At 60.2% G+C, this 25,166-nt stretch carries 25 protein-coding genes; 15 read left to right on the top strand and 10 right to left on the bottom strand.

Translation table 11 applies throughout. The features are described 5' to 3' along the window. Positions 1–14: 14 nt before the first annotated feature. The gene (locus LOY43_RS24990; RefSeq protein WP_258708864.1) at positions 15–710 is read right to left on the bottom strand and encodes a DNA-3-methyladenine glycosylase; all 696 of its coding nucleotides are present in this window, start codon (positions 708–710) and stop codon (positions 15–17) included. A gap of 177 nt (positions 711–887) precedes the next feature. On the opposite strand from LOY43_RS24990, the gene LOY43_RS24985 reads away from it, so the two are divergent. The 13 genes from LOY43_RS24985 to LOY43_RS24925 all read left to right on the top strand — a co-directional run bounded on the left by LOY43_RS24985 (position 888) and on the right by LOY43_RS24925 (position 13,473). Continuing rightward, entirely contained in the window at positions 888–2,159 is a 1,272-nt protein-coding gene (locus tag LOY43_RS24985; RefSeq protein ID WP_220557044.1) for a glutamate-5-semialdehyde dehydrogenase, read from the top strand. After that, positions 2,128–2,850, top strand: coding sequence for a nicotinate-nucleotide adenylyltransferase (nadD, locus tag LOY43_RS24980; protein ID WP_095048779.1), 723 nt, complete (start codon positions 2,128–2,130; stop codon positions 2,848–2,850). Before LOY43_RS24985 ends, nadD begins: the two co-directional genes overlap by 32 nt. 72 nt (positions 2,851–2,922) lie before the next feature. Then, complete coding sequence (gene rsfS, locus LOY43_RS24975) at positions 2,923–3,417, top strand: ribosome silencing factor (protein WP_016986117.1); 495 nt, start codon at positions 2,923–2,925, stop codon at positions 3,415–3,417. A gap of 9 nt (positions 3,418–3,426) precedes the next feature. Then, positions 3,427–3,894, top strand: coding sequence for a 23S rRNA (pseudouridine(1915)-N(3))-methyltransferase RlmH (gene rlmH / locus LOY43_RS24970; protein ID WP_003185785.1), 468 nt, complete (start codon positions 3,427–3,429; stop codon positions 3,892–3,894). Between the two features lie 10 nt (positions 3,895–3,904). Continuing rightward, positions 3,905–5,800, top strand: coding sequence for a penicillin-binding protein 2 (gene mrdA / locus LOY43_RS24965; RefSeq protein ID WP_095048778.1), 1,896 nt, complete (start codon positions 3,905–3,907; stop codon positions 5,798–5,800). 31 nt (positions 5,801–5,831) lie between these two features. Then, positions 5,832–6,935 (top strand): rod shape-determining protein RodA, encoded by a 1,104-nt coding sequence (gene rodA / locus LOY43_RS24960; RefSeq protein WP_095048844.1) that lies wholly within the window; start codon positions 5,832–5,834, stop codon positions 6,933–6,935. A 17-nt stretch (positions 6,936–6,952) separates the two neighbouring features. Further along, entirely contained in the window at positions 6,953–7,963 is a 1,011-nt protein-coding gene (mltB, locus tag LOY43_RS24955) for a lytic murein transglycosylase B (RefSeq protein ID WP_007909597.1), read from the top strand. Further along, positions 7,963–8,973 (top strand): septal ring lytic transglycosylase RlpA family protein, encoded by a 1,011-nt coding sequence (locus LOY43_RS24950; RefSeq protein ID WP_095048776.1) that lies wholly within the window; start codon positions 7,963–7,965, stop codon positions 8,971–8,973. Before mltB ends, LOY43_RS24950 begins: the two co-directional genes overlap by 1 nt. A 187-nt stretch (positions 8,974–9,160) precedes the next feature. Further along, entirely contained in the window at positions 9,161–10,318 is a 1,158-nt protein-coding gene (locus LOY43_RS24945) for a D-alanyl-D-alanine carboxypeptidase family protein (RefSeq protein WP_038361911.1), read from the top strand. An 85-nt stretch (positions 10,319–10,403) separates the two neighbouring features. Next, positions 10,404–10,679: a DUF493 domain-containing protein gene (locus LOY43_RS24940; RefSeq protein WP_008087908.1), complete on the top strand. Its 276-nt coding sequence runs from the start codon at positions 10,404–10,406 to the stop codon at positions 10,677–10,679. Next, positions 10,679–11,326 carry a lipoyl(octanoyl) transferase LipB gene (gene lipB, locus LOY43_RS24935; RefSeq protein WP_258708863.1) on the top strand — a complete coding sequence of 216 codons (648 nt, stop codon included), beginning with the start codon at positions 10,679–10,681 and terminating at the stop codon, positions 11,324–11,326. The genes LOY43_RS24940 and lipB overlap by 1 nt, the downstream gene beginning before the upstream one ends. A 25-nt stretch (positions 11,327–11,351) precedes the next feature. Then, on the top strand, positions 11,352–12,350 hold the full coding sequence (gene lipA, locus LOY43_RS24930; protein ID WP_167394918.1) for a lipoyl synthase: 999 nt from the start codon (positions 11,352–11,354) through the stop codon (positions 12,348–12,350). Positions 12,351–12,522: 172 nt separating this feature from the next. Continuing rightward, the gene (locus LOY43_RS24925) at positions 12,523–13,473 is read left to right on the top strand and encodes an LD-carboxypeptidase (RefSeq protein WP_095125493.1); all 951 of its coding nucleotides are present in this window, start codon (positions 12,523–12,525) and stop codon (positions 13,471–13,473) included. A 112-nt stretch (positions 13,474–13,585) separates the two neighbouring features. Here the strand turns inward: LOY43_RS24925 and LOY43_RS24920 are convergent, their stop codons facing one another. The 5 genes from LOY43_RS24920 to leuS form a co-directional block, all read right to left on the bottom strand. Then, entirely contained in the window at positions 13,586–14,908 is a 1,323-nt protein-coding gene (locus LOY43_RS24920) for a lytic murein transglycosylase (protein ID WP_095048772.1), read from the bottom strand. Between the two features lie 60 nt (positions 14,909–14,968). Continuing rightward, entirely contained in the window at positions 14,969–15,133 is a 165-nt protein-coding gene (arfA, locus tag LOY43_RS24915) for an alternative ribosome rescue factor ArfA (protein WP_095048771.1), read from the bottom strand. A 136-nt stretch (positions 15,134–15,269) separates the two neighbouring features. Beyond that, complete coding sequence (gene holA / locus LOY43_RS24910; protein WP_095048770.1) at positions 15,270–16,307, bottom strand: DNA polymerase III subunit delta; 1,038 nt, start codon at positions 16,305–16,307, stop codon at positions 15,270–15,272. Positions 16,308–16,346: 39 nt separating this feature from the next. Continuing rightward, on the bottom strand, positions 16,347–16,952 hold the full coding sequence (gene lptE / locus LOY43_RS24905; RefSeq protein WP_095048769.1) for an LPS assembly lipoprotein LptE: 606 nt from the start codon (positions 16,950–16,952) through the stop codon (positions 16,347–16,349). 87 nt (positions 16,953–17,039) lie between these two features. Next, on the bottom strand, positions 17,040–19,646 hold the full coding sequence (leuS, locus tag LOY43_RS24900) for a leucine--tRNA ligase (protein WP_095048768.1): 2,607 nt from the start codon (positions 19,644–19,646) through the stop codon (positions 17,040–17,042). Positions 19,647–19,901: 255 nt separating this feature from the next. On the opposite strand from leuS, the gene LOY43_RS24895 reads away from it, so the two are divergent. Both LOY43_RS24895 and LOY43_RS24890 read left to right on the top strand, forming a co-directional pair. Next, a complete protein-coding gene (locus LOY43_RS24895) occupies positions 19,902–20,225 on the top strand; it encodes a hypothetical protein (protein ID WP_095048767.1) in 324 nt (107 codons plus the stop codon). 104 nt (positions 20,226–20,329) lie between these two features. Then, complete coding sequence (locus LOY43_RS24890; protein ID WP_258708862.1) at positions 20,330–21,097, top strand: YdcF family protein; 768 nt, start codon at positions 20,330–20,332, stop codon at positions 21,095–21,097. A 122-nt stretch (positions 21,098–21,219) separates the two neighbouring features. On the opposite strand, the gene lnt is transcribed toward LOY43_RS24890, so the two are convergent. From lnt to LOY43_RS24870, 4 genes are read right to left on the bottom strand one after another with little or no spacing between them, the layout of a single operon-like run. Continuing rightward, complete coding sequence (lnt, locus tag LOY43_RS24885) at positions 21,220–22,743, bottom strand: apolipoprotein N-acyltransferase (RefSeq protein ID WP_095048765.1); 1,524 nt, start codon at positions 22,741–22,743, stop codon at positions 21,220–21,222. Positions 22,744–22,757: 14 nt separating this feature from the next. Continuing rightward, positions 22,758–23,597: an HlyC/CorC family transporter gene (locus LOY43_RS24880; protein WP_007909641.1), complete on the bottom strand. Its 840-nt coding sequence runs from the start codon at positions 23,595–23,597 to the stop codon at positions 22,758–22,760. Positions 23,598–23,602: 5 nt separating this feature from the next. Then, positions 23,603–24,097, bottom strand: coding sequence for an rRNA maturation RNase YbeY (ybeY, locus tag LOY43_RS24875; protein WP_064390733.1), 495 nt, complete (start codon positions 24,095–24,097; stop codon positions 23,603–23,605). Continuing rightward, the gene (locus tag LOY43_RS24870) at positions 24,090–25,088 is read right to left on the bottom strand and encodes a PhoH family protein (RefSeq protein ID WP_095048764.1); all 999 of its coding nucleotides are present in this window, start codon (positions 25,086–25,088) and stop codon (positions 24,090–24,092) included. Before LOY43_RS24870 ends, ybeY begins: the two co-directional genes overlap by 8 nt. Between the last annotated feature and the right edge of the window lie 78 nt (positions 25,089–25,166).

The following is a 25,166-nucleotide window of genomic DNA, read 5'->3' as shown; positions in this document are numbered from 1 at the left end:
ACATGAGTGTGTGTTTACAGCAGAAAATAATCTCGGCCTTCGACCTGACCCCGTCGCAGCGGGTTCCGCGTGCACCATTGCGCGTAAGTCGCATCGACGAAGCGGTACATCAATTGTTCGTCCCGGCCGAGGGGGATACCCAGGCGTGTTGTCTGGATAATGTGCGAAGGTGCCGCCCCGGTGTCTTCTACCAGAAGGACTTCATGATCGAAACGCTTGGCGTCCCACATCGGGACCTTCAGCCCCAGCGCTTTGCACAGCAGGGTTTGCCCGGCGCAAAGCTTTTGCGAAGGCCGCGCACGTCCCTGCGCGTCGGGATTGTTCAGCAGCATCTGCGCCAGACTCGCCGGACCGCTGATTTCATCGACCCACGGATAGGCGGATTTGATCAGTACCGCATTGCCCGGACCTTGTGCGCTGAAGTTCAGCGAATCACCGCCACGGGCGTAATACATATAGATGTGGCCGCCATCCAGAAACAAAGCCTTACGCTTTTCTGTGTAGCCCAACGAGGCGTGGCTGCCTTTTTCTGCGCAGTAATAGGCTTCGGTTTCGATGATTCGCGCGCTCAGCCACAGATCGCCGACCCGGTGACGAATGACTTTGCCGAGCAGATCCTGCGCCAGCACTTGCGCATCACGGTCGAAAAAGGCGTCCGGCAGCCCTAGCGGCAGGCGTTCGACGCGGTTGCGAACGGTCAGGTTGGACATGGCAGGCAATGTTTATCCAGGCTCAGGAGGTCGTGATGATAACAACGCGCGGCTTAATTGGGCCTGAACGCCGGCGAATCCGCGTTCATTTCGACCATCCGCCCGTCACCGCTGTTAGTCCCGGGACGCGGCAGCTATAATCTGCCGCTTTCCTCTTTGCCAAGACCCCAGCAGACCATGACTGAGTCCGTTCTTGACTACATGACCCGATTGGGTCGCGCCGCCCGCGAAGCCTCCCGGGTCATCGGCCGTGCCAGCACCGCGCAGAAAAACCGCGCCTTGCAGGCTGCTGCCAATGCCTTGGACGCCGCGCGCGCCGAGCTTGCCGCCGCCAATGAGCAGGATCTGGCCGCCGGTCGCGCCAATGGTCTGGAACCGGCACTGCTGGAGCGTCTGGAACTGACCCCGGCGCGCATCGACGGCATGATCGTCGGTTTGCGTCAGGTCGCTGCACTGCCGGATCCGGTCGGTGCGATCCGCGACATGAGCTTCCGTCCGTCGGGCATTCAGGTCGGCAAGATGCGCGTGCCGTTGGGCGTGATCGGGATCATCTACGAATCCCGTCCCAACGTGACCATCGATGCTGCCAGCCTGTGCCTGAAGTCCGGCAATGCGACCATTCTGCGCGGTGGCTCTGAAGCGATTCATTCCAACCGTGCGATTGCCGCATGCATTCAGCGCGGTCTGGCCGAGGCCGAATTGCCTGCCGCTGTGGTGCAAGTGGTCGAAACCACTGACCGTGCCGCTGTTGGCGCGATGATCACCATGCCCGAGTACGTCGACGTGATCGTGCCGCGCGGTGGCCGTGGCCTGATCGAACGTATCAGCCGTGATGCCCGCGTACCAGTGATCAAGCATCTGGACGGTATCTGCCACGTTTACGTCAGTGCCCACGCCGATCTGCCCAAGGCCCAGCGCATCGCGTTCAATGCCAAGACTTATCGCTACGGTATTTGCGGTGCGATGGAGACCTTGCTGGTCGATCAAACTGTTGCTAAGGATTTCCTGCCGTCGATGGCCGCCCAGTTCCGCGAAAAAGGCGTCGAACTGCGTGGTTGCGAACGTACGCGGGCGATCATCGAAGCCGTTGCTGCCAGCGAAGACGACTGGAGCACCGAGTATCTGGCGCCGATCCTGTCGATTCGCGTGGTCGACGGTCTGGATCAGGCGATCGAACACATCAACCATTACGGCTCCCATCACACCGACTCGATCGTCAGCGAAAACCTCGCTGACACCCGTCGTTTTGTGGCGGAAGTCGACTCGGCGTCGGTGATGATCAACACGCCGACGTGCTTTGCCGATGGATTTGAATACGGATTGGGTGCCGAGATCGGTATTTCTACTGATAAGCTGCACGCCCGCGGCCCGGTGGGTCTCGAAGGACTGACCTGCGAGAAGTACGTCGTGGTCGGTGATGGCCAGTTGCGCGGCCAGGCGACGGTCTGACTTGACCGACCTCGACCTGACAGCGCCGCAAGCCGGCAACGAGTACCGCCCCCGGCGCATTGGCGTCCTGGGCGGCACGTTCGACCCGGTGCACATCGGCCATTTGCGCGGTGGGCTGGAAGTCGCCGAAGCGCTGGCGCTCGATGAGTTGCGCCTGATGCCGAACGCGCGGCCGCCTCATCGCGGTACGCCGCAGGTGTCGGCGCAGGATCGGCTGGCGATGGTCGAATGTGCGGTGGCCGGATTGCCGCCGCTGGTGGTGGACGCCCGCGAATTGCAGCGGGACAAACCGTCTTGGACCATTGATACCCTGGAGTCGATGCGCGCGGAAATGCCCGCCGAGACCCAGGTTTTTCTGCTTTTGGGCTGGGACGCATTTTGCGGCCTGCCCACTTGGCACCGCTGGGAAGAGTTGCTCCAGCATTGCCATATCCTGGTGCTACAGCGCCCGGACGCCGACAGCGAACCGCCGGATGCCTTGCGCAACCTGCTGGCAGCGCGTTCGGTGAGCGACCCGCTGGCCCTGAAAGGGCCGAGCGGACAGATTGCATTCGTCTGGCAGACACCGCTCGCGGTTTCCGCCACCCAGATCCGTCAACTGCTGGCCAGCGGTAAGTCGGTACGTTTCCTGGTGCCCGACGCGGTCCTGGCCTACATCGATGCGCACGGTCTGTACCGTGCGTCGAACTGAACAAGGCGTGCTTCACTGATACGAATCCACGTGTCGCCAAGCCGCCGAATATACGAGCAAAACGAGTTTTATATGACTGACAAAGACCAAACCAAAGTAAAGCGCAAAGGCACATTCAAGAGCGCCCCGCTGCCAGAGCCGGTCAACACCAATGAGCCGCTGAAAGGCGACGAGCTGGTCAAGCTGGCCGTGGCTGCCCTGGAAGACGTCAAGGCACAAGACATCCAGATCATCGATGTTCGCGACAAGCAGAGCATCACTGACTACATGATCATCGCCACCGGTACTTCCAACCGCCAGATCAACGCGATGCTCGACAAGGTTCGCGAAGAAGTCAAAAAGCAGGGCGCCAAGCCGCTGGGCGAAGAAGGCAAGGGCGACAGTGACTGGGTGCTGCTCGACCTGGACCTGGTGATCGTGCACATGATGACCGCCTCGGCACGTCAGTTCTACGACCTGGAACGCCTGTGGGCCGGTGCCGAGCAGAGCCGTGCGGCCGATGCCAAGCACCACAGCCCGGAAAACACCCACGAGCATTTCACCAAGCTCAACAAAGACCAGCTGTAAGGGATTGCTGTGCGACTGCGCCTGATCGCCGTCGGTTCACGCATGCCCAAGTGGGTGGAAGAAGGCTGGCATGAATATGCCAAGCGTCTTCCGTCCGAGCTGGCGCTGGAACTGGTGGAAATACCGCTCAATACCCGTGGCAAGAATGCCGACGTGGCCCGATTCATCCGCCAGGAAGGCGAAGCCATGCTGGCCAAGGTCGGGCCGAACGAGCGGATCGTCACGCTGGAAGTCCACGGCAAACCCTGGAGTACCGAGCAGCTGGCGGTCGAACTCGACCGTTGGCGGCTGGATTCGCGCACGGTCAATTTCATGGTCGGTGGCCCGGAAGGGCTGGCGCCTGAAGTCTGCGCCCGTGCCGATCAGCGCTGGTCGTTGTCGCCGCTGACGTTGCCGCACCCGTTGGTGCGGATCCTGATCGGCGAACAGTTGTATCGTGCCTGGACCGTGCTGTCCGGTCACCCTTACCACAAGTAATCCAGCCCTCATGTCTCAGCCGATCCGCATCAAGGACCACGAAAAGGACGCACGCCTGGTGCGTAGCCGCGTCGTGTTCGGGGCCATTGCGATCATGCTGCTGATCGGCGTGTTGATCGCGCGGCTGTATTACTTGCAGGTGATCCAGTACGAGTACCACTCGACGCTCTCGGAAAACAACCGTGTCCATGTGCAGCCAATTCCACCAACCCGTGGGTTGATTTTCGACCGCAACGGCGTGGTGGTGGCGGACAACCGTCCAAGCTTCAGCCTGAGCATGACCCGCGAGCGCTCCGGCGACTGGCAGCAGGTGCTCGACGTCATCGTCGAAGTGCTGGAGCTGACGCCGGAAGACCGGGTGATCTTCGAGAAGCGCATGCGTCAGGGGCGCCGACCGTTCGAGCCGGTGCCGATCCTGTTCGAGCTGACCGAGGAGCAGATCGCCCGGATTGCGGTGAACCAGTTCCGGCTGCCCGGCGTAGAAGTGGTGGCGCAGCTGGTTCGTCACTATCCGCAGGGCGCGCACTTTGCGCACTCGGTCGGCTACATGGGGCGGATCAACGAGAAAGAGCTGAAGACCCTCGATCCGGTCAATTACAGCGGCACCCACCACATTGGCAAGACCGGCATCGAGCGTTTCTACGAGCCGGAATTGCACGGTCAGGTCGGTTACGAAGAAGTCGAAACCAACGCCCGCGGCCGCGTCTTGCGCGTGCTCAAGCGCACCGATCCGATTCCCGGCAAGGACATTGTTCTGAGCCTGGACATCAAGTTGCAGGAAGCCGCGGAGGCTGCACTCGGCGGACGTCGTGGTGCGGTAGTTGCGCTCGATCCGAAGACCGGCGAAGTGCTGGCGATGGTCAGTCAGCCGAGCTTCGACCCGAACCTGTTCGTCACCGGGATCAGCTTCAAGGCCTATGCCGAGTTGCGTGATTCCATTGACCGGCCGCTGTTCAACCGCGTGTTGCGCGGTCTGTATCCGCCAGGCTCGACGATCAAACCGGCGGTGGCGATTGCCGGCCTCGATTCCGGTGTAGTGACTGCGTCGAGCCGGGTATTCGACCCGGGCTACTACATGCTGCCCAACTACGATCACAAATACCGTAACTGGAACCGCACCGGTGACGGCTTCGTCGACCTCGACACGGCGATCATGCGTTCCAACGACACCTACTTCTATGACCTGGCGCACAAGCTCGGTATCGATCGGTTGTCGGCCTACATGAACAAGTTCGGCATCGGCCAGAAGGTCTCGCTGGACATGTTCGAAGAATCCCCCGGTCTGATGCCGTCCCGCGAGTGGAAGCGGGCGACGCGTAAGCAGGCGTGGTTCCCCGGCGAAACCCTGATCCTCGGGATCGGCCAGGGCTATATGCAATCGACCCCGCTGCAACTGGCCCAGGCTACCGCGCTGGTGGCCAACAAAGGCGTTTGGAACCGTCCGCACCTGGCCAAATCCCTCGAAGGGGTGAAACCGGTGGACGAGAATCCGATGCCGGACATCATCCTGCGTGATCCGTCGGACTGGACCAAGGTCAACCACGGCATGCAGCAGGTAATGCACGGTGCCCGCGGTACCGCGCGCAAAGCGGCGATCGGCGCGCAATACCGCATCGCCGGCAAGTCGGGTACCGCGCAGGTCGTGGCGATCAAACAGGGCGAGAAGTACGACCGCTCCAAGGTTCAGGAGCGCCACCGCGACCACGCCCTGTTCGTCGGTTTTGCTCCGGCCGATGACCCGAAAATCGTCGTTTCGGTGATGGTCGAGAACGGTGAGTCCGGTTCCGGCGTTGCCGCGCCTGTGGTGCGCCAGGTCATGGATGCCTGGCTGCTCGATCAGGACGGACGTTTGAAGGCCGAATACGCCAGCCCAATCAGTGCGGAGGCTACGGCCCGTGATGAATAACTTTGATCGCATGCTCTCCAGTGAGGATGTGATGCGTCGCCGCGCGACGTTGCTGCAAAGACTGCATATCGATGGCCCGTTGTTGATCCTGCTGCTGATACTCGCCGCCGGCAGCCTGTTCGTGCTGTATTCGGCCAGTGGCAAAAGCTGGGATCTGCTGGCCAAGCAGGCCACTTCATTCGGCATCGGTCTGGTGTCGATGATCATCATCGCCCAGTTCGAGCCGCGTTTCATGGCGCGTTGGGTGCCGCTCGGCTATGTGATCGGCGTGGTGCTGCTGTTGGTGGTGGACATCATGGGGCACAACGCCATGGGCGCGACACGCTGGATCAATATCCCCGGGGTGATCCGCTTCCAGCCTTCGGAGTTCATGAAGATCCTGATGCCGGCGACCATCGCCTGGTATCTGTCCAAGCGCACGCTGCCGCCGCAACTCAAGCATGTCGGCATCAGTCTGATGCTGATCGGCGTGCCGTTCGTGTTGATCGTGCGCCAGCCTGACCTGGGAACTTCGCTGCTGATCCTTGCCGGTGGCGCGTTCGTACTGTTCATGGGCGGGCTGCGCTGGCGCTGGATTCTCAGCGTGCTGGCGGCGGCGATCCCGGTGTCGGTGGCAATGTGGTTTTTCATCATGCACGACTACCAGAAGCAGCGAATCCTGACCTTCCTCGACCCGGAAAGCGATCCGCTCGGCACCGGCTGGAACATCATTCAGTCGAAAGCGGCGATTGGTTCCGGCGGCGTGTTCGGCAAGGGCTGGCTGCTCGGCACCCAGTCGCACTTGGACTTCCTCCCGGAAAGCCACACCGACTTCATCATTGCCGTACTCGGCGAAGAGTTCGGTCTGGTCGGTATCTGCGCGCTGTTGCTGATCTATCTGTTGCTGATTGGACGGGGGCTGGTGATTACCGCTCAAGCCCAGACGCTGTTCGGCAAATTGCTCGCCGGCGCGTTGACTATGACGTTTTTTGTTTACGTTTTCGTCAACATCGGTATGGTCAGTGGCCTGTTGCCGGTTGTAGGGGTGCCGTTGCCGTTCATTAGCTACGGAGGAACTTCGCTGGTGACGCTGCTGTCAGCGTTTGGGGTTTTGATGTCGATCCATACCCATCGCAAGTGGATCGCACAGGTTTGAATAAGGTGAAGAGTTCAATGCAAGTTATGCGTGGCTGGGCGACTCGATGCGCGCCATTGGTAGGCCTGATGGGCCTGCTGGGTAGCGTGCAGGAAGCGCTGGCCGGCGAATACGAAGGGTCGCCGCAGGTGGCCGAGTTCGTCGGTGAAATGACCCGCGACTACGGTTTTGCTGGTGAGCAGCTGATGGCGGTGTTCCGCGAAGCTCAGCGCAAGCAGGCGATTCTCGACGCCATTTCCAGGCCTGCCGAGCGGGTCAAGCAGTGGAAAGAATACCGTCCGATGTTCATCACCGATGCGCGCATTGCACGCGGTGTGGACTTCTGGCGTCAGCACGAGGCGACGCTGGCCCGTGCCGAGCAGGAATACGGCGTGCCGGCACAAGTCATCGTGTCGATCATTGGCGTTGAAACCTTTTTCGGACGTAATACCGGTAATTACCGGGTGATCGATGCCTTGTCCACGCTCGGTTTCGACTATCCTCCCCGTGCCGAATTTTTCCGCAAGGAACTGCGTGAGTTCCTGCTGCTGGCGCGTGAGGAACAGGTCGATCCATTGACCCTCAAAGGCTCGTACGCCGGGGCCATGGGCCTGCCGCAGTTCATGCCGAGCAGCTTTCGCGCTTACGCGGTGGATTTCGACGGTGACGGCCACATCAATATCTGGAACAACCCGGATGATGCGATCGGCAGCGTCGCCAGTTATTTCAAACGTCACGGCTGGGTCGCGGGTGAGCCGGTGGTCAGCCGTGCCGATGTCCGTGGCGAACAGGTCGATGAAGGCCTGACCACCGGCATCGAACCGACGAAAACGGTTGGAGAGTTGCGAGTGCTGGGCTGGTCAAGTCATGATGCGCTGCGCGATGATATGCCGGTTACTGCATTTCGCCTCGAAGGCGACAACGGCCCTGAATACTGGATGGGCCTGAAGAATTTCTACGCGATCACGCGTTATAACCGCAGCGTGATGTACGCCATGGCCGTACATCAACTGTCTGAACAGCTGGTACAAGCACGGGGCGTCAAGTAATGCGGGCATTGCCTAACAATAAACCCCTGAAGCTGGTGGCATTCGCTGCGTTGGCGGTGCTGGTCGCCAGTTGCTCGACCAGCCGTTCGCCGACTCAGAAAACCACCACGACCGCTGTGCGTGCCCAGCCGGGCCTGGACATCAACCGTGCGCATAAAGACGGCGCGCCGTGGTGGGACGTCGACGTATCGCGTATCCCGGATGCCACGCCGACCCTGCACACCGGTCCGTACAAGGCCAACCCGTACACGGTGCTGGGCAAGACCTACTTCCCGCTGCAGGAATCGAAGACCTACGTGGCTTCGGGTACGGCGTCCTGGTACGGCACCAAGTTTCACGGTCAGAACACCGCCAACGGCGAGGTCTACGACCTGTACGGCATGAGTGCCGCCCACAAGACATTGCCACTGCCAAGTTACGTTCGGGTGACCAACCTGGACAATAACAAGAGCGTGATCCTGCGGGTCAACGACCGTGGGCCGTTCTATTCTGACCGTATCATCGACCTGTCCTATGCTGCGGCGAAGAAGCTCGGTTATGCCGAAATCGGCACCGCGCGGGTCAAGGTCGAAGGCATCGATCCTCAGCAGTGGTGGGCCGCCAAGGGCCGTCCGGCGCCTTTGATGCTCAACGAGCCGCAAGTCGCGCAGAGTAGCGCCCCGGTGATCACGGCCTCGGCCGGCACCGTCGAGCAATGGACGCCACCGCCGCAGCAACATGCCTCCGACACCGTCCCCGTGCCGATGAGTGCAAAAAAAAACGCTTCTGCACCAGCGTCTGGCCAGTATCTGCAGGTGGGCGCGTTCGCCAACCCGGACGCTGCAGAACTGCTGAGGTCGAAGCTCAGCGGGATGGTGAGCGCTCCGGTGTTCATCAGCTCGATCGTGCGCAATCAACAGACCCTGCACCGGGTTCGCCTGGGGCCGATCGGCTCGCCGGGTGAAATTGCCCAGGTGCAGAACAGCGTGCGCCTGGCCAACCTTGGTTCGCCAAGTGTGGTCACCGAGTAATACGTAGAACTTGATTGACGGTTCACTTGCGGTATCGGGGGGTGAACCAGGTTGTTGGCTCGTCGAAGAACAAAAGCCCGGCAAGGGTGACTGGAGTGAGCAACTCAACACGCGATGACTCGTTAGAAAGTCATCTGATTAAATTTTGTCCGCAAGGACAGTTTCCATTAGCGATTTCGAGAGACGGATGAACATCACCACCTTTGCCAAACGCCTGTGTCTGCTAGTCCCGCTGCTCCTCTCGCCAGCCGCCTTCGCGGCCGAGATGATGCCGTCGCCACCGCAACTGGCTGCCAAAGCCTACGTTCTGATGGATGCCAGCAGCGGCAACGTGCTGGTCGAGAACAATGGCGACCAGCGTCTGCCACCGGCCAGCCTGACCAAGCTGATGACCGCTTACATCGCGACCCTGGAAATCCGTCGCGGCCAGATCGGTGAAAACGATCCGGTGACCGTCAGCGAAAACGCCTGGCGCACCGGCGGTTCGCGGATGTTCATCAAAGTCGGCTCGCAGGTGACTGTCAGCGACCTGCTGCACGGCATCATCATCCAGTCCGGCAACGACGCCAGCGTGGCGCTGTCCGAGCACATCGCCGGTAGCGAAGACGCGTTCGCCGACCTGATGAACAAGACTGTGACTGATCTGGGCATGACCAATTCCCACTTCATGAACCCGACCGGTCTGCCAAACCCTGAGCATTACTCGTCGGCTCACGACATGGCGATCCTGGCCCGTGCGATCATCCACGAAGACCCGGCTCACTACGCGATCTACTCGCAGAAAGAGTTCTTCTGGAATGGCATCAAGCAGCCTAACCGCAACCTGCTGCTGTGGCGCGACAAGACCGTTGACGGTCTGAAAACCGGTCACACCGACGAAGCCGGCTACTGCATGGTGTCCTCGGCTGTACGTGACGGCCAGCGTCTGATCGCCGTGGTGTTCGGCACCAACAGCGAAGTGGCTCGCGCCGCTGAGACCCAGAAGCTGCTGACTTACGGCTTCCGCTTCTTCGAAACCCAGACCTTCTATCAGAAGGGCACCGAATTGGCTCAGGCCCCGGTGTGGAAAGGCACCACCAATCAAGTCAAGGCCGGCCTGGCTGAAGACCTGACCATGACCCTGCCAAAAGGCCAGCTGAAGAAGCTTGCTGCGAGCATGACCATGAACCCGCAACTGACCGCGCCAATCGCCAAGGGCGACGTGATCGGTAAAGTCGAAGTCAAACTGGAAGACAAGGTCGTGCACAGCGCTGACCTGATCGCTCTGGATGGCGTCGAGGAGGGTGGTATCTTCCGCCGCATGTGGGATAGCATCCGTCTATTCTTCTACGGCTTGTTCAACTGATTTGTGTTGACCTGCATGGCCCCGCCCCGATCTGGTGCGGGGCCATGCGCGTTATCACGGCTTGCGCTCAAGAGGCCGTTACGCCATGACCGATACTGAAGTAAAGGCGCCAAAGATCGAATTTCCCCAGGTTGATTATCCGGTTAAGGTGATCAGCGACACGGGGGTTGGCCACAAAGACAAGATCATCGAAATCGTGAAGAAATTCGCGAAGATCAATGATGAGCGTGTCGACGAGCGTTCGAGCAGCAACGGCAAATACACCACCATTCAGTTACACATCGTCGCGACCGATCAGGATCAGCTGTACAACATCAACAGCGAACTGCGGGCGACCGGCTTCGTGCACATGGTGTTGTGATGCCGGGCACGCTGGGCTTTCGTGAACTCGGCCAGATGGCTTACGAGCCGGTCTGGCATGCCATGCAGTGCTTCACCAACGAACGCGGCAGCGATGCCGCCGACGAAATCTGGCTCGTCGAACACCCGCCGGTGTTCACTCAGGGCCAGGCTGGCAAGGCCGAACACTTGCTGCTGCCGGGAGACATCCCGGTGGTGCAGGTCGATCGTGGCGGCCAGGTGACTTATCATGGCCCCGGCCAATTGGTGGCTTACCTGTTACTGGATGTGCGCAAGCTGGGTTTCGGCGTGCGTGATCTGGTCAGCCGCATGGAGCTTTGCCTGATCGAACTGCTGGCCAGCTACGGCGTGACCGCGGCGGCCAAGCCAGACGCTCCCGGCGTGTACGTCAATGGAGCGAAAATCGCTTCTCTGGGTTTGCGGATTCGCCACGGTTGTTCCTTTCATGGCCTGGCCCTGAACGTGGATATGAACCTGGAACCGTTTCGACGGATTAATCCCTGCGGCTATGCCGGGCTGGCGATGACCCAGCTGAGCGAGCACGCAGGATCGATTGAATTTGCCGAGGTAAGTGCCCGGCTGCGCGCGCAGCTCGTCAAACACCTCGACTATGCTGAGCAGACGACCCTGACGGGCGGAATCGACTGATATGACTACTGATGCAGTGCAAACCATGATCCCGACGCTCGACGTGACCGAGCGCCCGGCCCCGCGTCCCAAGGTAGAAGCCGGCGTCAAGCTGCGCGGCGCCGAGAAGGTTGCACGCATCCCGGTAAAGATCATTCCGACCACCGAACTGCCGAAGAAACCTGACTGGATTCGTGTGCGTATCCCGGTTTCGCCGGAAGTCGACCGGATCAAGAGCCTGCTGCGCAAGCACAAGCTGCACAGCGTCTGCGAAGAAGCATCCTGCCCGAACCTTGGCGAGTGCTTCTCCGGCGGCACCGCGACCTTCATGATCATGGGCGACATCTGCACCCGTCGCTGCCCGTTCTGCGACGTCGGCCACGGTCGTCCGAAGCCACTGGACGTCAATGAGCCGCAAAGCCTGGCCATCGCCATTGCCGACCTCAAGCTCAAGTACGTGGTGATCACCTCGGTTGACCGCGACGACCTGCGTGACGGCGGTGCCCAGCACTTTGCCGACTGCATCCGCGAAATTCGCAAACTGTCGCCGAACGTGCAGCTGGAAACCCTGGTTCCGGACTACCGTGGCCGCATGGACGTCGCGCTGGAAATCACCGCGGCCGAGCCGCCGGATGTGTTCAACCACAACCTGGAAACCGTGCCGCGCCTCTACAAGGCAGCGCGCCCAGGTTCGGATTACCAGTGGTCGCTGACCTTGCTGCAACGCTTCAAGCAGATGATGCCGCATATTCCGACCAAATCCGGCTTGATGCTGGGTCTGGGTGAGACCGACGAGGAAGTCATCGAAGTCATGAAGCGTATGCGCGAACACGACATCGACATGCTGACCCTCGGTCAGTATCTGCAGCCGTCGCGCAGCCACTTGCCGGTGCAGCGTTTTGTGCACCCGGACACCTTCGCCTGGTTCGCCGAGGAAGGTTACAAGATGGGCTTCAAAAACGTTGCCTCGGGCCCGCTGGTGCGTTCTTCGTATCACGCCGATGAGCAAGCTAAGCTGGTCAAGGCTGAGCTGCTGGGTTCCTGATCCGGCGCTGAATGAAAAAATGCCCGCCGAGGTTTTAACGCCCGGCGGGCATTTTTTTGCCCGTCTTACATTCGATGCTGATTTTTCCTGCAACCTGCGGCGTGGCCGACCCTCTTCTGTTTGCCCCCGTTCCTGACTACTGTGTGTGCATGACTCACAGGGAGATCCAAGGATGACCGTTCGACCGACCCATACTCTTTGCCCACACAGAGCCGTGCCTGCACTGCCCTCGGAAGGGTTGATCGGCGTCATTGCGCCTGCCGGCCCTGGTGCTCTGGACACCGATGAGGCGGTGCGATGGATGCGAGCCCGCGGTTATGGGCTGAAGGTGTTTCCCGGTGTTTATGAAAAAGACGGCTATCTGGCTGGCAGTGACGACGTGCGTTTGCGTGATCTGCATGCGGCATTCGCTGATCCCGAGGTCGATGCCATCATTTGCCTGCGCGGCGGCTACGGCACGCCGCGCTTGCTCGACCGGATCGATTACGACCTGCTAAGCCGCCATGCCAAGCCATTCGTTGGCTACAGCGATATCACCGCGCTGCACCTGGCCATCAGTCGTTACGCAGGATTCGTGACCTTCCACGGGCCGCTGCTCAACGCTGACTTGTTGGGCGACAAGGAGCCGCCGACGGTCACTTCATTCTTCGCCATGCTGCGCGGGCAATTGAAGGCGGGGAGTGTGCTGAGCCATCCGGTGGCTTATCCGTTGACTACCGTCGAACCTGGCATTGCGCACGGACGCTTGCTCGGCGGTAATCTGGCGATGATCGCCGCAACCTTGGGCACGCCTTACGAGATTGATGTCGAAGGGGTGATTCTGCTCATCGAGGACATCAACGAGCCGCTGTATCGCATTGATCGCTTGCTGACACAGATGCGCCTGGCCGGCAAACTGGCAAAATTGCGAGGTGTGCTGGTCGGGGACGTGGCGGGGGTGGAAGTCGCGGCACTGAACCGATTGCTCAAGCAGACTTTCGAGCCGTTGCGGATTCCGGTGTTATCGGGGTGGCGTAGCGGGCATTGCGATCCGAACCTGACGCTGCCGATGGGGGCGCTGGTGCGGCTGGATGCCGGGAAGCAGGAATTGATGCTGGAGCAGGATGTGGTGATCAAGGCCTGAAGGTTTATTGCCTGATAGTCAGTCTCCGCGAGCAGGCTCCCACATTTGGAATGCATTTCAATGTGGAAGCGAGCCTGCTCGCGAAAGCGATATCAGCCATACGGCATTCGTTCTATTGGCTACGCAGGCTTTCCAGCAACTTGTGCGTCGGATACCCGTCCGCCGGCCAGCCAAATGACTGCTGGGCACTGCGAATCGCCTTGCGCGTGTTGGCGCCGATGATCCCGTCCGCCGTGCCGGCATCGTAATTGCGCGCACTCAGCAGGGTCTGCAATTCCATACGCTCGGTGCGGCTCAGCGGCAGGTCATCTTTTGGCCAACTGCCGTTGATCAAGCCGCCACCGCTGAAACGCTCGGACAACAGGCTCACTGCCAGCGCGTACGACGAGGAGTTGTTGTACTTGAGGATCGCGCGGAAGTTGTCGAGGATCAGGAATGCCGGCCCACGATAACCAGCCGGCAGCAGCAGGGCGGCAGACAGCTGTTCAGAGCCTGCTGGCACCTGACCGCCATTCGGCAGGGTCACGCCCAACTGACGCCATTCGGCGACACTCTTGCGAATCGCGCCATCAGCCAGGGTGTAGTTGAAGCTGCTCGGCAACTGCACTTCAAACCCCCACGGCTGGCCACGCTGCCAGCCGGAGCTTTGCAGGTAATGCGCAGTTGAGGCCAGCGCATCGGCAGGACTGCCCCAGATATCGCGGCGACCGTCACCGTCGAAGTCCACTGCGTGAGTGTTGTAAGTGGTCGGAATGAACTGGGTCTGCCCCATGGCGCCAGCCCACGAGCCGAGCATCTTCTCTGGCGTGATGTCACCCTGTTGCAGGATCTGCAGCGCAGCGATCAATTGCGCATGAGCAAAGCCCGGCCGACGGCCTTCGTAAGCGAGGGTGGCCAGCGAGTTGATCACCGACTTACTGCCCTGAAACTGACCGAAATTGCTTTCCATGCCCCACACCGACACCAGCGCCTGACGGTCAACGCCATAACGCTGTTCGATGCTTTGCAGAATATCGGCGTACTGGCTGATCAGTGCCTGACCTTTACGCACTCGTAGTGGCGAGAGCGCGCCATCAAGGTATTCCCACACCGGACGGGAAAATTCCGGCTGACTGCGGTCGGCGCGAATCACGCTAGCGTCGAAGCTGATATTGGCAAAGGCGCGATCGAACAGGTCAGGGCGGATCCCGGCGGCGAGGGCGTCCTTGCGGAAACCGGCCTGCCATTCGGCAAAGGTCTGGGTCGGCTGAAGATCAAGAGGGTCGGCGGACGGCACTACCGGCGGGATGATCGCTGGGGCCGTGGCGACGGGCGCGGCTTGAAGGGGTTGCGCATCGGCGGCGGTCGGTTTTTCCGCGCAGGCGACAAGCAGAATGAAGCTGGAGGCAGCGATCAATTGGCGAACAGGCCAGCGACGGGAAAGACTTAGGGGCATGCACAGTTCCAGGAAAACGAATCAGGTGCAGACCTTAACATGAGCGGGGGGTACTGCGCTTTAAGCGGCCAGAAAGTAAGAAGCCTCCCAGCTGTCAGACTGGAAGGCTTCGCGGCGGTAGCTGCCTTTACCCTTGGCTGGTCGTTCCTGGCGACTGCGGAACAGGGGTTGGGCGACGATGGATTTGGCCTTGTTGGGGCCATGCTTTGCTGGCTTTTTGCTCATTAGGGTTCTCTCGAGTGAGTGAGGTTTTGCGCAGCAGATAATCTGCTCATGCTATAGGAAAGTCAAAAGATCGCAGCCTTCGGCAGCTCCTACAGGGATCGGTGTAGGAGCTGCCGAAGGCTGCGATCTTTTGATCTTACTCGGCAGGCAATGACAGGCGTTGGCCAGCCATCAATAATGCCAAGCGGCTCAGGCTCATCCACGGCGAACCGGCAGCCTGGCCCTTGATCTGCGCATCGATGCGCTGGGCTTCGAGCAACAACTGCGCCCAGCGTTGCGCCGAGTAGCGTTGCAGGGCTTTGCTCATCAAAGGTTTGCGCTTGTCCCAGACCGGCGGCTTCGCCTGGCTGAAACACTTGTCCAGCGGCGTACCCTGGCTGTATTGCAACGAAATATTAGCCAGCAAGCGCAGCTCCCGCGCCAGCGCCCAGAGAATCACCGGCGGTTCGACACCTTCACCGCGCAAGCCTTCAAGCATGCGCAGCGCGTGGGCCGGCTCGCCGTTGAGCACGGCGTCGGTCAAACCAAACACGTCAAACCGCGCACTGTCGGCCACGGCGGCCTGCACGGTTTCAACGGTGATCTGCCCACCTTCGGCCATCAATTTGAGCTTTTCGATTTCCTGCGCGGCAGCGAGCAAGTTGCCTTCGACGCGTGCAGCAATCAGTTCGACCGCGTCCTGGCTGGCCGACAAACCAGCCTGAGACAAGCGCTGACGAATCCAGCTCGGCAACTGATTGGCGTCCACCGGCCAGATCTGGATGAACTGGGTCTGCTGGCCTTCCACCAGTGCCTTGCCCCACTTGGTTTTCTGCGCGCTGCCATCCATCTTCGGCAGGCTGATCAGCAGCACCGTGTCTTCAGCGGGACGCGAGCAGTATTCGATGAATGCAGCGGCGCCTTTGTCACCGGGTTTGCCCGAGGGCAGGCGCAGTTCCAGCAGGCGCTTTTCGGCGAACAACGACATGCTGGCGCCGGCCTGCAACAACGTGCCCCAATCGAAATTGGCGTCGGCGGCGAAGACCTGGCGTTCATCAAAACCTTGCTGACGCGCAGCGCTGCGGATGGCGTCGGCGGCTTCCTGGCACAGTAGCGGGTCATCGCCGCTGATGATGTAGACAGGCGCCAAAGCACCTTGCAGGTGTTTACCGAGTTGGGCGGGAGCGAGCTTCATAAGAAATGCCGAACGGGGCGCCTGAGCGCCCCGAACGTCTTACTGCTGCGGTACTTCGAGCGGCGACTGGCGCGGGGTTTCCGCTTCAGCCTTTTGTGCCGCTTGCAGCGCATCGGCTTCTGCCTTGGCGCGGTCATTGGCAGCTTGCTGCAGCTGCTGCAGTTGACCCGGGGTCAGTTGCTGCAGACGCAACATCATGCGTTGGACCAGTTCGCGAGTGGTTTCGCGACGGGCGTCGTTGGCTTCCTGATCGGAGCCCACGAGGTTGTTACCGTCGTGGATAAACACTTTCTGAACTTCAAGTTTGTCGCTGAGCAGTTGCAGGTTCTTGTCGCCACGGATCTCGTAGTTCAGAACAGTACTGACTTGATACTCGCCCGTACGACCGGCACCGGCGTAGCTGAGGATGCGCTGGCTCTCCTGCTGGTCAGCCAGGAAAAGTTTGTACGGAGCACCGCTGTAAACCTTGACGCCGCTCGACTCCAGCACCTGACGCAGTTGCGTGACCGTCTCGCCGTAGGCATTACGGGCGCTCAGGTCGAGTTCCTTGATCGACAGTTCGTTAGTGCCGGTACCGCGCAGCTGGAAACCGCAGGCGCTCAACAGAACGGCGAGGCCCATCACCAGCAGATTGCGTTTGATCATTGTGTTGCTCCCCTTGAAACCACGTGGGCCGATTGTACGGCCCGAAAGGTTTTACTTGGCGCCAGGCGAGCCTGGCGCCCGATCCAATTAGCTGGCGACGATGTTGACCAGTTTCCCCGGCACAACGATCACTTTACGAATAGTCAGGCCGTCGACGAAACGCAGTACGTTTTCGTTGGCGCGGGCTGCTGCTTCAACTTCTTCGCGGGTCGCGCTGGCCGGCATTTCGATCTGGCCGCGCAGTTTGCCGTTGACCTGGATGACCAGGGTCAGGCTGTCCTGCACCAAAGCGCTTTCATCCACTGCAGGCCACCCGGCGTCGATGACTGCATCGGCGTGACCCAGCTGGTTCCACAGTTCGTGGCTGATGTGCGGCGTGATTGGTGCCAGCAACAGCGTCACGGCTTCCAGACCTTCGTGAATCAGCGCGCGATCCTGCTCGGTGCTTTGCGCGGCTTTTTCCAGCACGTTCATCAGCGTCATTACCTGGGCGATGGCGGTGTTGAATTTGTGGTTCTGGCCGACGTCGTGGCTGGCCTGCTTGATGGCCACGTGAATGGCGCGGCGCACGGCCTTCTGCTCGTCGTTCAGGCTGGCGATGTCCAGCTTGCCCGGCAAGCCCTGAGTGACGTGGGCTTGCGCCAGACGCCAGACGCGCTTGAGGAAGCGGTGCGAACCTTCGACGCCGGAGTCGGACCACTCAGCGCTCATGTCAGGTGGCGAAGCGAACATCATGAACAGGCGGCAGGTGTCGGCGCCGAACTGATCGATCATCGACTGTGGGTCAACGCCGTTGTTCTTCGACTTGGCCATCTTCTCGGTGCCGCCGATTTCTACCGGCAGACCGTCGGATTTCAGCTTGGCACTGATGACCTTGGCTTTGCTGTCGCGCTCGAGTTCTACGTCCGCCGGGTTGAACCAGGTGTAAGCACCATTGGCTTCGCGACGGTAGTAGGTTTCGGCGATCACCATGCCTTGGGTCAGCAGGTTCTTGAACGGCTCGTTGGAGCTGACCAGGCCTTCGTCACGCATCAGCTTGTGGAAGAAGCGCGCGTAGAGCAGGTGAAGAATGGCGTGTTCGATACCACCGATGTACTGATCGACTGGCAACCAGTGGTCGGCTGCGGATTTTTCCACCAGACCGCCTTCAAAGTGCGGCGAGGCGTAACGGGCGTAGTACCACGACGACTCGACGAACGTGTCCATGGTGTCGGTTTCACGCTTGGCAGGCTGACCGCATTTCGGGCAGCTGCACTCGTAGAATTCCGGCATGCGCGCCAGCGGCGAACCAGCACCGTCCGGCACCACGTCTTCCGGCAGGACCACAGGCAGTTGATCTTCCGGTACCGGCACGTCACCGCATGCATCGCAGTGGATGATCGGGATCGGGCAGCCCCAGTAGCGCTGACGGCTGATGCCCCAGTCGCGCAGGCGGAACTGAGTGCGCGAGGCGCCCAGTTCTTTCTTGATCAGGGCCACTTCGATGGCGTCGAACGCACCCGCGAAGTCGAGACCGTCGAATTCGCCGGAGTTGATCAGTGTGCCGTGCTCGCCGTAGGCGTCTTGCCACGGGGCCGGGTTGCTGTCGCCGGAACTGGTACGCACCACCGATTTCACTGGCAGGTTGTACTTGTGAGCGAATTCGAAATCGCGCTCGTCGTGCGCCGGTACGGCCATTACAGCGCCGTCGCCGTAGTGCATCAGCACGTAGTTGGCGACCCAAACAGGCAGTTTCTCACCGGTCAGCGGGTGCTCGACGAACAGGCCGGTCGGCAGGCCTTTTTTCTCTTGTGTGGCGACGTCGGCTTCAGCAACGCTGCCGCCCTTGCATTCAGCGATGAACGCTTGCAGCTCAGGGTTGTTCTGCGCTGCCTGGGTCGCCAGCGGATGCTCGGCAGCCACGGCGACATAGGTCGCGCCCATCAGGGTGTCCGGACGGGTAGTGAAGACTTTCAGGGTGCCGGCTACGCCAATCGAGTCGACGTTGTACGGGAACTGCACTTCCATGCCGCGGGATTTGCCGATCCAGTTGCGCTGCATGGTCTTGACCTGTTCAGGCCAGCCAGTCAGCTCGTCGAGGCTCTCCAGCAGCTCATCCGCATAAGCGGTGATCTTGAAGTAGTACATCGGGATTTCGCGCTTTTCGATCAGCGCGCCGGAACGCCAGCCGCGACCGTCGATCACCTGTTCGTTAGCGAGAACGGTCTGGTCGATCGGGTCCCAGTTCACGGTGCCGTTTTTACGGTAGATCACGCCTTTTTCGAACAGGCGAGTGAACAGCCATTGTTCCCAGCGGTAGTAATCCGGTTTGCAGGTGGTGACTTCGCGCGACCAGTCGACCGCCAGACCCAAGCTGCGCAGCTGGGTCTTCATGTAGGCGATGTTTTCGTAGGTCCACTTGGCCGGCGCGACGTTGTTCTTCATCGCGGCGTTTTCTGCCGGCATGCCGAACGCGTCCCAACCCATAGGTTGCAGAACGTTCTTGCCGAGCATGCGCTGGTAGCGGGAGATCACGTCGCCGATGGTGTAGTTGCGCACGTGCCCCATGTGTAGCTTGCCGCTGGGGTAAGGGAACATCGACAGGCAGTAGTAGGTTTCCTTGCCTGGCTGTTCACTGACTTCAAAGGACTTTTGCTCGTCCCAGAACGACTGGGCGGCGGCTTCGATTTCACGGGGCTGATATTGTTCGTGCATGGCTACTTTTGTACTGGATAGGGGTGGCCTAATCCTCTTCAACGCAGGTGCCGGGGTTGGCCCGGACGAGCTGGAAGTGGAATTACAGGAAGCGCCGTAGCATACATGACCGCGCTCGGCCTAGGGAAACCCTGATTACAGCTGTTTGTCCCGGCAAATCCGTGGCGAGGGCCGTTGGTCGCGGCGTGCAGCCGGTTTGTGCAGCGAAGCTAAGCTCTAACTGGGGAGTGAGTCTTATCTTCAATGAGGTGAGGGATGGTGGAGCAACGGCAAAAAAACGTGACGAAACCCGAGTTGTACGAAAGATTGATCGATCGTCTTGGTATGGCCCTGGACGCATTAAAAACCGCTGACCGGCTGCGCGACGAGCGCCCCCTGGAACTGGAATTGCGTGGCTTGAGTCCCGCCGAGTTCAAACTGGTCAAGGCCTATCTGGATCGCAGTGAACGTGAAACGCATGGATGCTTGTCACAGGCAGTGAAGCAGCTCGATGCAGCACATTCGGCCAAGGTCATCTGGCTCAAGGACAAGGCGCCCGGCAGAGACACCGTCAAGGTTCGCTCTGTACAGGCCAAGTAAGCGCATGGCAGGTCAAGAACCGGATCTTTTTCAACGGGATCCCACCTATTGGTTGTAACGCTTTATTAACACTCTTAGGCTTCGGGCATCTGTGGAGATGCTCGATGCCTTTTCGTTATTTCATCAAACAACTTTTGTTACCACCCGGCATTCTTTTGCTGCTGTTGCTGGCCGCTTGGTGGCTGCGCCGCTCACGGCCGCGCCTGGCTGGATTGTGTTTTGCCATTGGCTTTGGCGGAATGTGGCTGATGAGCCTGCCGGTGGTCGTGCAGTGGGGCGCGAAAGCTCTGGAACGCGAGCCACCGTTGGCCCGTGAAGAGTGGGCGACGCTGGCGCAGCGGGCCGACGCGATTGTGGTGTTGGGCTCAGGTCGTGAGCGCGGCGATCTGGCCTGGGGTGAGGATCAGCCGACCGGTGTGGGCCTTGAGCGTCAGCGGTATGCGGCTCGACTGGCGAAGGCATCCGGTTTGCCGATTTTGACCACTGGTGGCCTGCATTACGGTACGCCGCCGACCGAGGCGAAGTTGATGGCGGATTCGTTGCGCGACGATTTTGGCGTGACCGTGCGCTGGCAGGAAGGCGAGAGCCGCACTACGTGGGAAAATGCGAAGTTCACGGCCGATATCTTGTTGCCGCAGGGGATCAAGCGCGTGGTCGTGGTGACGCAGGCCTGGCACATGCCGCGATCGGTATGGAGTTTTCAACAGGCGGGTTTTGAAGTGGTGCCGGCCCCGGTCGGATTTCTCGGAACTGATAACGCGAGACCGTTTGGTGGCTGGCTGCCGGAGTTCAAGTCGATCTGGCAGAGCGGGCAGTTGTTGAATGAAGCGGTGGGGCAGGTGGGGTATTCGCTGTCTTACCGGGCTGACTGATCGTTCCCACGCTCTGCGTGGGAATGCATCCGGTGGCGCTCTGCGCCACATCCGAAGCGGAACGCGGAGCGTCCCCGGCGGCATTCCCACGTGGAGCGTGGGAGCGATCATTGTAGGAGGCTTTAAAGGGTTTTCGACATCCGGCTCGCCATCAGTGCCCAGCCAAACAACAGCAAGCAGACAATGATCAATGGCCACGAGCGCCATTGCAGGTACGGCGTCAGGTTGTGCATCGGTACCACTTCACCGTACAAAATCCCTTGTTCGAACTGCGGAATCTGCTCGGTGATCTGTCCGAACGGGTTGATCAGTCCGGTCACACCGTTGTTGGTTGCACGAATCATCCAGCGCCCAGCCTCAAGCGCGCGCATCTGCGCCATCTGCAAATGTTGCAGCGGACCGATCGAGGTACCGAACCAGGTGTCATTGCTGATCGTCAGCAGCAAATCACTGCGCGCCGACAGGCTGGCGGCAAATTCCGGATACACCACTTCGTAGCAGATAAACGGTGCGATCTGATAACCCTTGGCCTGCAACAACGCCTGATCGGCCGGGCCACGGGCAAAGTCGGACATTGGCAGGTCGAAGAAGGCGATCAGCCCGCGCAATACATCCTGCAGTGGCACGTATTCGCCGAAGGGCACCAGTTTCTGTTTCAGATAAGTACCGTCGCCTTCGCCGACCACGGTGATGCCATTGAAGAAGCGTTTTTCGTGACGAACGGTTTCGCGGATCGGTACACCAGTGATCAGCGCCGATTTACGCTCGGCGGCGAAGGTGCCCATCATGGTCAGGTAGCCCTCGGCGGACTCCTTCAATACCGGCACGGCGGTTTCCGGCCAGATCAGCAGGTCCACCGGTTTCGAGCGGAAGCTCAAATCGCGATACAAAGCCAACTGCGCGTTGAGCTCAGCCGGATCCCATTTCATGCTTTGCGCGACGTTACCCTGAATCGCGGCAACACTCAGCGGCGCGCCGGAGGGGCTGGTCCAGGCATGGCCCTTGAGCGCAGTGCCGGCCACCCAAGGGCCAACCAGCAGCACCAAACCTGCGGCAACAAAACCTTTGCGGCCGGTTTGCAGCAGGCGTGGGGCGTTGTAGATCAGTGCTGCGGTCAGTGCCAGAACGAACGACACCAGCCACATGCCACCCACTGGAGCGAGTCCGGCCAATGGGCCATCGAGCTGGCTGTAACCCGAGTACAGCCATGGGAAGCCGGTGAGGAACCAGCCACGAAACGCTTCCTGGCCGACCCACAAGGCAGCGAACGCCAAGGCATCAGCCACAGGTGCTTCGTTACGGCGCAACCAGCGCGCCCATAACCAGGCCGGCAAGGCGAAGAACCAGGCAATCGCCGCCGTAAACAGCAGCATCAGGAACCCGGCCAACAGCACCGAAGCGCCGCCGAAATGGTGGATGCTGTAATAGATCCAGCTGGTGCCGGCACCAAACAGGCCGAAACCGAAGCACCAGCCACGGCCCAGTGCCTGACGCGGACTCAGCTCGCGCAAACCGGCATAGAACAAGCCGACCGCCAGCAAAGCCAGCGGCCAGATGTTGAAAGGTGCTAGAGCGAAGGTGGTGATTGCACCGGCCGCCACGGCCAGCAGGTTACCGGGCCAGCCGGGGCGGGTTGTCCAGCGCATTTCAGTCCTTAGAATTAACGAGCAATTGGCGTCAGTCGCAGCAAATGAATCCGACGGCTGTCGGCGTTCAGGATGCGGAAACGATAGGCGCCGATTTCAGTGATTTCGTTGCGTTTTGGCAAGTGCCCGAACGCGCTCATCACCAGACCGCCGACGGTGTCGAATTCATCGTCGGAGAACTCGCTGTCGAAAAACTCGTTGAAGTTCTCGATCGGCGTCAGCGCCTTGATCAGGAAGTCACCGCTGGGCAGTGGCTTGATGTAGCTGTCTTCTTCGACGTCGTGCTCGTCTTCGATGTCGCCAACGATCTGTTCCAGCACGTCTTCAATCGTTACCAGACCGGCCACGCCGCCGTATTCGTCGATGACGATGGCCATGTGGTTGTGGTTGGCGCGGAATTCACGCAACAACACGTTCAGGCGCTTGGACTCCGGCACGAAGGTGGCCGGGCGCAGCAGATCCTTGATGTTGAAGCTGTCGCCGTTTTCCTTGAGGATCAGCGGCAGCAGATCCTTGGCCAGCAGTACGCCCATCACGTCGTCATGGCTTTCGCCGATCACCGGATAGCGCGAGTGGGCCGAGTCGACCACGGCCGGGAGGAATTCACGGGGTGTCTGGGTCGCCTTGATGCTGATCATCTGCGAACGCGGCACCATGATGTCGCGTACTTGCAGGTCAGCCACCTGAATGGCGCCTTCGACGATGGCCAGCGCTTCGCTGTCCAGCAGTTTGTTCTGATGTGCATCACGCAGCAGCTCGAGAAGCTCCTGACGGTTCTTCGGCTCGTGGGCAAAAGCCTGGGTCAGTTTACCCAGCCATGACTTCTGCCCGTTGCTCGATCGATCTTCGCTCATAGCGATTACTCTGAATCCTTTGTTGTAACGATAGGGGATGTTTCGGGTTCGTCGTCCGCGTACGGATCGGGGTAGCCCAGTTCGGCAAGCAACTCGCGTTCCAGTGCTTCCATTTCTTCGGCTTCTTCGTCATCTATATGGTCGTAACCCAGCAGATGCAAGCAGCCGTGAATGACCAGATGTGCCCAGTGGGCCTTTAGTTCCTTGCCTTGTTCGGCGGCTTCACGCTCGACCACCGCCACGCAGATCACCAGATCGCCTAGCAATGGAATGTCGAGAAACTCGTCGGGTACTTCGGCCGGGAACGACAGGACGTTGGTCGCGTAATCCTTGTGGCGCCAGGTGTGATTGAGCTCGCGGCCTTCTTCCTCATCAACCAGACGAATGGTCATTTCCGAGTCGGCGGTGCGCTGGCGCAGGGCAAGTTCGCACCACAGGCGGAAGTCGGCTTCACTCGGCGCGTTCGCTTCAGTCGCGATTTGCAGGTCTAGCTCAAGCATTTCGCGAGGTGTCCTTGGGTGCTTCGTCACGGTTTTCGAAGCGCTCGTAGGCTTCGACGATCCGCTGGACCAAAGGATGGCGCACGACGTCTTTCGGCTGGAAGTGTGTGAAGCTGATGCCCGGCACGTCTTTGAGCACTTCGATCACATGATGCAGGCCGGACTTGGTGCCACGCGGCAGGTCGACCTGGGTGATGTCACCGGTGATGACTGCGGTGGAGCCGAAGCCGATCCGGGTCAGGAACATCTTCATCTGTTCGACGGTGGTGTTCTGGCTTTCGTCGAGAATGATGAAGCTGTTGTTCAGCGTGCGACCGCGCATGTAGGCCAGCGGCGCAACTTCAATCACCTGGCGTTCGATCAGCTTGGCCACGTATTCAAAGCCGAGCATCTCGTAGAGTGCGTCGTAGAGCGGGCGCAGGTACGGGTCGATCTTCTGCGACAGGTCGCCGGGCAGGAAGCCGAGTTTTTCACCCGCTTCAACCGCCGGACGCACCAGCAGGATGCGGCGGATCTGCTCGCGTTCCAGAGCATCGACAGCGCAGGCCACGGCCAGATAGGTCTTGCCGGTACCGGCCGGACCGATGCCGAAGTTGATGTCGTTACCGAGGATTTCCTTCACATAGCGCAGTTGATTCAAACCGCGTGGGCGAATCATGCCTTTCTTGGTGCGCAGGGCGACAGAGGCTTCGGCGGGGGCGTGATTGTCCAGCTCGACCACGGCCGATTCCTGGAGGAACAGGTGCACGAGGTCCGGCGACAGCTCAGTACCTTTGGTTTCCCGGTACAGGCGGCGCAGCAGGTTTTCCGCAGACGTGGTGTGCTTGGGGTCGCCGATCAACTCGAACTGGTTTCCGCGGTTGCGGATCTCGATGGTCAGGCGCTGTTCGATCAAGCGCAAATGCTCGTCGAATTGCCCGCACAGATTGGCGAAGCGGCGAGCCTCAAAAGGCTCGAGGATAAAACGATGTGGTTCTATGGGTGCGTTCAAGGTCGTATTTAGCCGCCCTGGGGCAATTAAGATGAAATCAAGGATAACGCCAGAGGCCTGGGTGCGAAAGCTCTTAAA

The sequence above is a fragment of the Pseudomonas sp. B21-041 genome (assembly GCF_024748675.1).
GTDB lineage: Bacteria > Pseudomonadota > Gammaproteobacteria > Pseudomonadales > Pseudomonadaceae > Aquipseudomonas > Aquipseudomonas neuropathica.
Note: the sequence above shows the minus strand (reverse complement) of the source record. Positions and strands in the feature narration are given on the sequence as shown.

Excerpts from the sequence above, each read along its gene's own strand:
- mrdA (WP_095048778.1), top strand. The coding sequence starts at position 3,905 with ATGTCTCAGCCGATCCGCATCAAGGACCACGAAAAGGACGCACGCCTG.
- LOY43_RS24920 (WP_095048772.1), bottom strand. The coding sequence starts at position 14,908 with ATGCCCCTAAGTCTTTCCCGTCGCTGGCCTGTTCGCCAATTGATCGCT.
- nadD (WP_095048779.1), top strand. The coding sequence starts at position 2,128 with ATGGCCAGTTGCGCGGCCAGGCGACGGTCTGACTTGACCGACCTCGAC.
- arfA (WP_095048771.1), bottom strand. The coding sequence starts at position 15,133 with ATGAGCAAAAAGCCAGCAAAGCATGGCCCCAACAAGGCCAAATCCATC.
- LOY43_RS24950 (WP_095048776.1), top strand. The coding sequence starts at position 7,963 with ATGCGGGCATTGCCTAACAATAAACCCCTGAAGCTGGTGGCATTCGCT.
- LOY43_RS24880 (WP_007909641.1), bottom strand. The coding sequence starts at position 23,597 with ATGAGCGAAGATCGATCGAGCAACGGGCAGAAGTCATGGCTGGGTAAA.
- rodA (WP_095048844.1), top strand. The coding sequence starts at position 5,832 with ATGCGTCGCCGCGCGACGTTGCTGCAAAGACTGCATATCGATGGCCCG.
- ybeY (WP_064390733.1), bottom strand. The coding sequence starts at position 24,097 with ATGCTTGAGCTAGACCTGCAAATCGCGACTGAAGCGAACGCGCCGAGT.
- rsfS (WP_016986117.1), top strand. The coding sequence starts at position 2,923 with ATGACTGACAAAGACCAAACCAAAGTAAAGCGCAAAGGCACATTCAAG.
- lipA (WP_167394918.1), top strand. The coding sequence starts at position 11,352 with ATGATCCCGACGCTCGACGTGACCGAGCGCCCGGCCCCGCGTCCCAAG.
- LOY43_RS24895 (WP_095048767.1), top strand. The coding sequence starts at position 19,902 with ATGGTGGAGCAACGGCAAAAAAACGTGACGAAACCCGAGTTGTACGAA.
- lipB (WP_258708863.1), top strand. The coding sequence starts at position 10,679 with ATGCCGGGCACGCTGGGCTTTCGTGAACTCGGCCAGATGGCTTACGAG.
- lptE (WP_095048769.1), bottom strand. The coding sequence starts at position 16,952 with ATGATCAAACGCAATCTGCTGGTGATGGGCCTCGCCGTTCTGTTGAGC.
- LOY43_RS24940 (WP_008087908.1), top strand. The coding sequence starts at position 10,404 with ATGACCGATACTGAAGTAAAGGCGCCAAAGATCGAATTTCCCCAGGTT.
- lnt (WP_095048765.1), bottom strand. The coding sequence starts at position 22,743 with ATGCGCTGGACAACCCGCCCCGGCTGGCCCGGTAACCTGCTGGCCGTG.
- LOY43_RS24985 (WP_220557044.1), top strand. The coding sequence starts at position 888 with ATGACTGAGTCCGTTCTTGACTACATGACCCGATTGGGTCGCGCCGCC.
- LOY43_RS24945 (WP_038361911.1), top strand. The coding sequence starts at position 9,161 with ATGAACATCACCACCTTTGCCAAACGCCTGTGTCTGCTAGTCCCGCTG.
- holA (WP_095048770.1), bottom strand. The coding sequence starts at position 16,307 with ATGAAGCTCGCTCCCGCCCAACTCGGTAAACACCTGCAAGGTGCTTTG.
- leuS (WP_095048768.1), bottom strand. The coding sequence starts at position 19,646 with ATGCACGAACAATATCAGCCCCGTGAAATCGAAGCCGCCGCCCAGTCG.
- LOY43_RS24925 (WP_095125493.1), top strand. The coding sequence starts at position 12,523 with ATGACCGTTCGACCGACCCATACTCTTTGCCCACACAGAGCCGTGCCT.
- LOY43_RS24990 (WP_258708864.1), bottom strand. The coding sequence starts at position 710 with ATGTCCAACCTGACCGTTCGCAACCGCGTCGAACGCCTGCCGCTAGGG.
- LOY43_RS24890 (WP_258708862.1), top strand. The coding sequence starts at position 20,330 with ATGCCTTTTCGTTATTTCATCAAACAACTTTTGTTACCACCCGGCATT.
- mltB (WP_007909597.1), top strand. The coding sequence starts at position 6,953 with ATGCAAGTTATGCGTGGCTGGGCGACTCGATGCGCGCCATTGGTAGGC.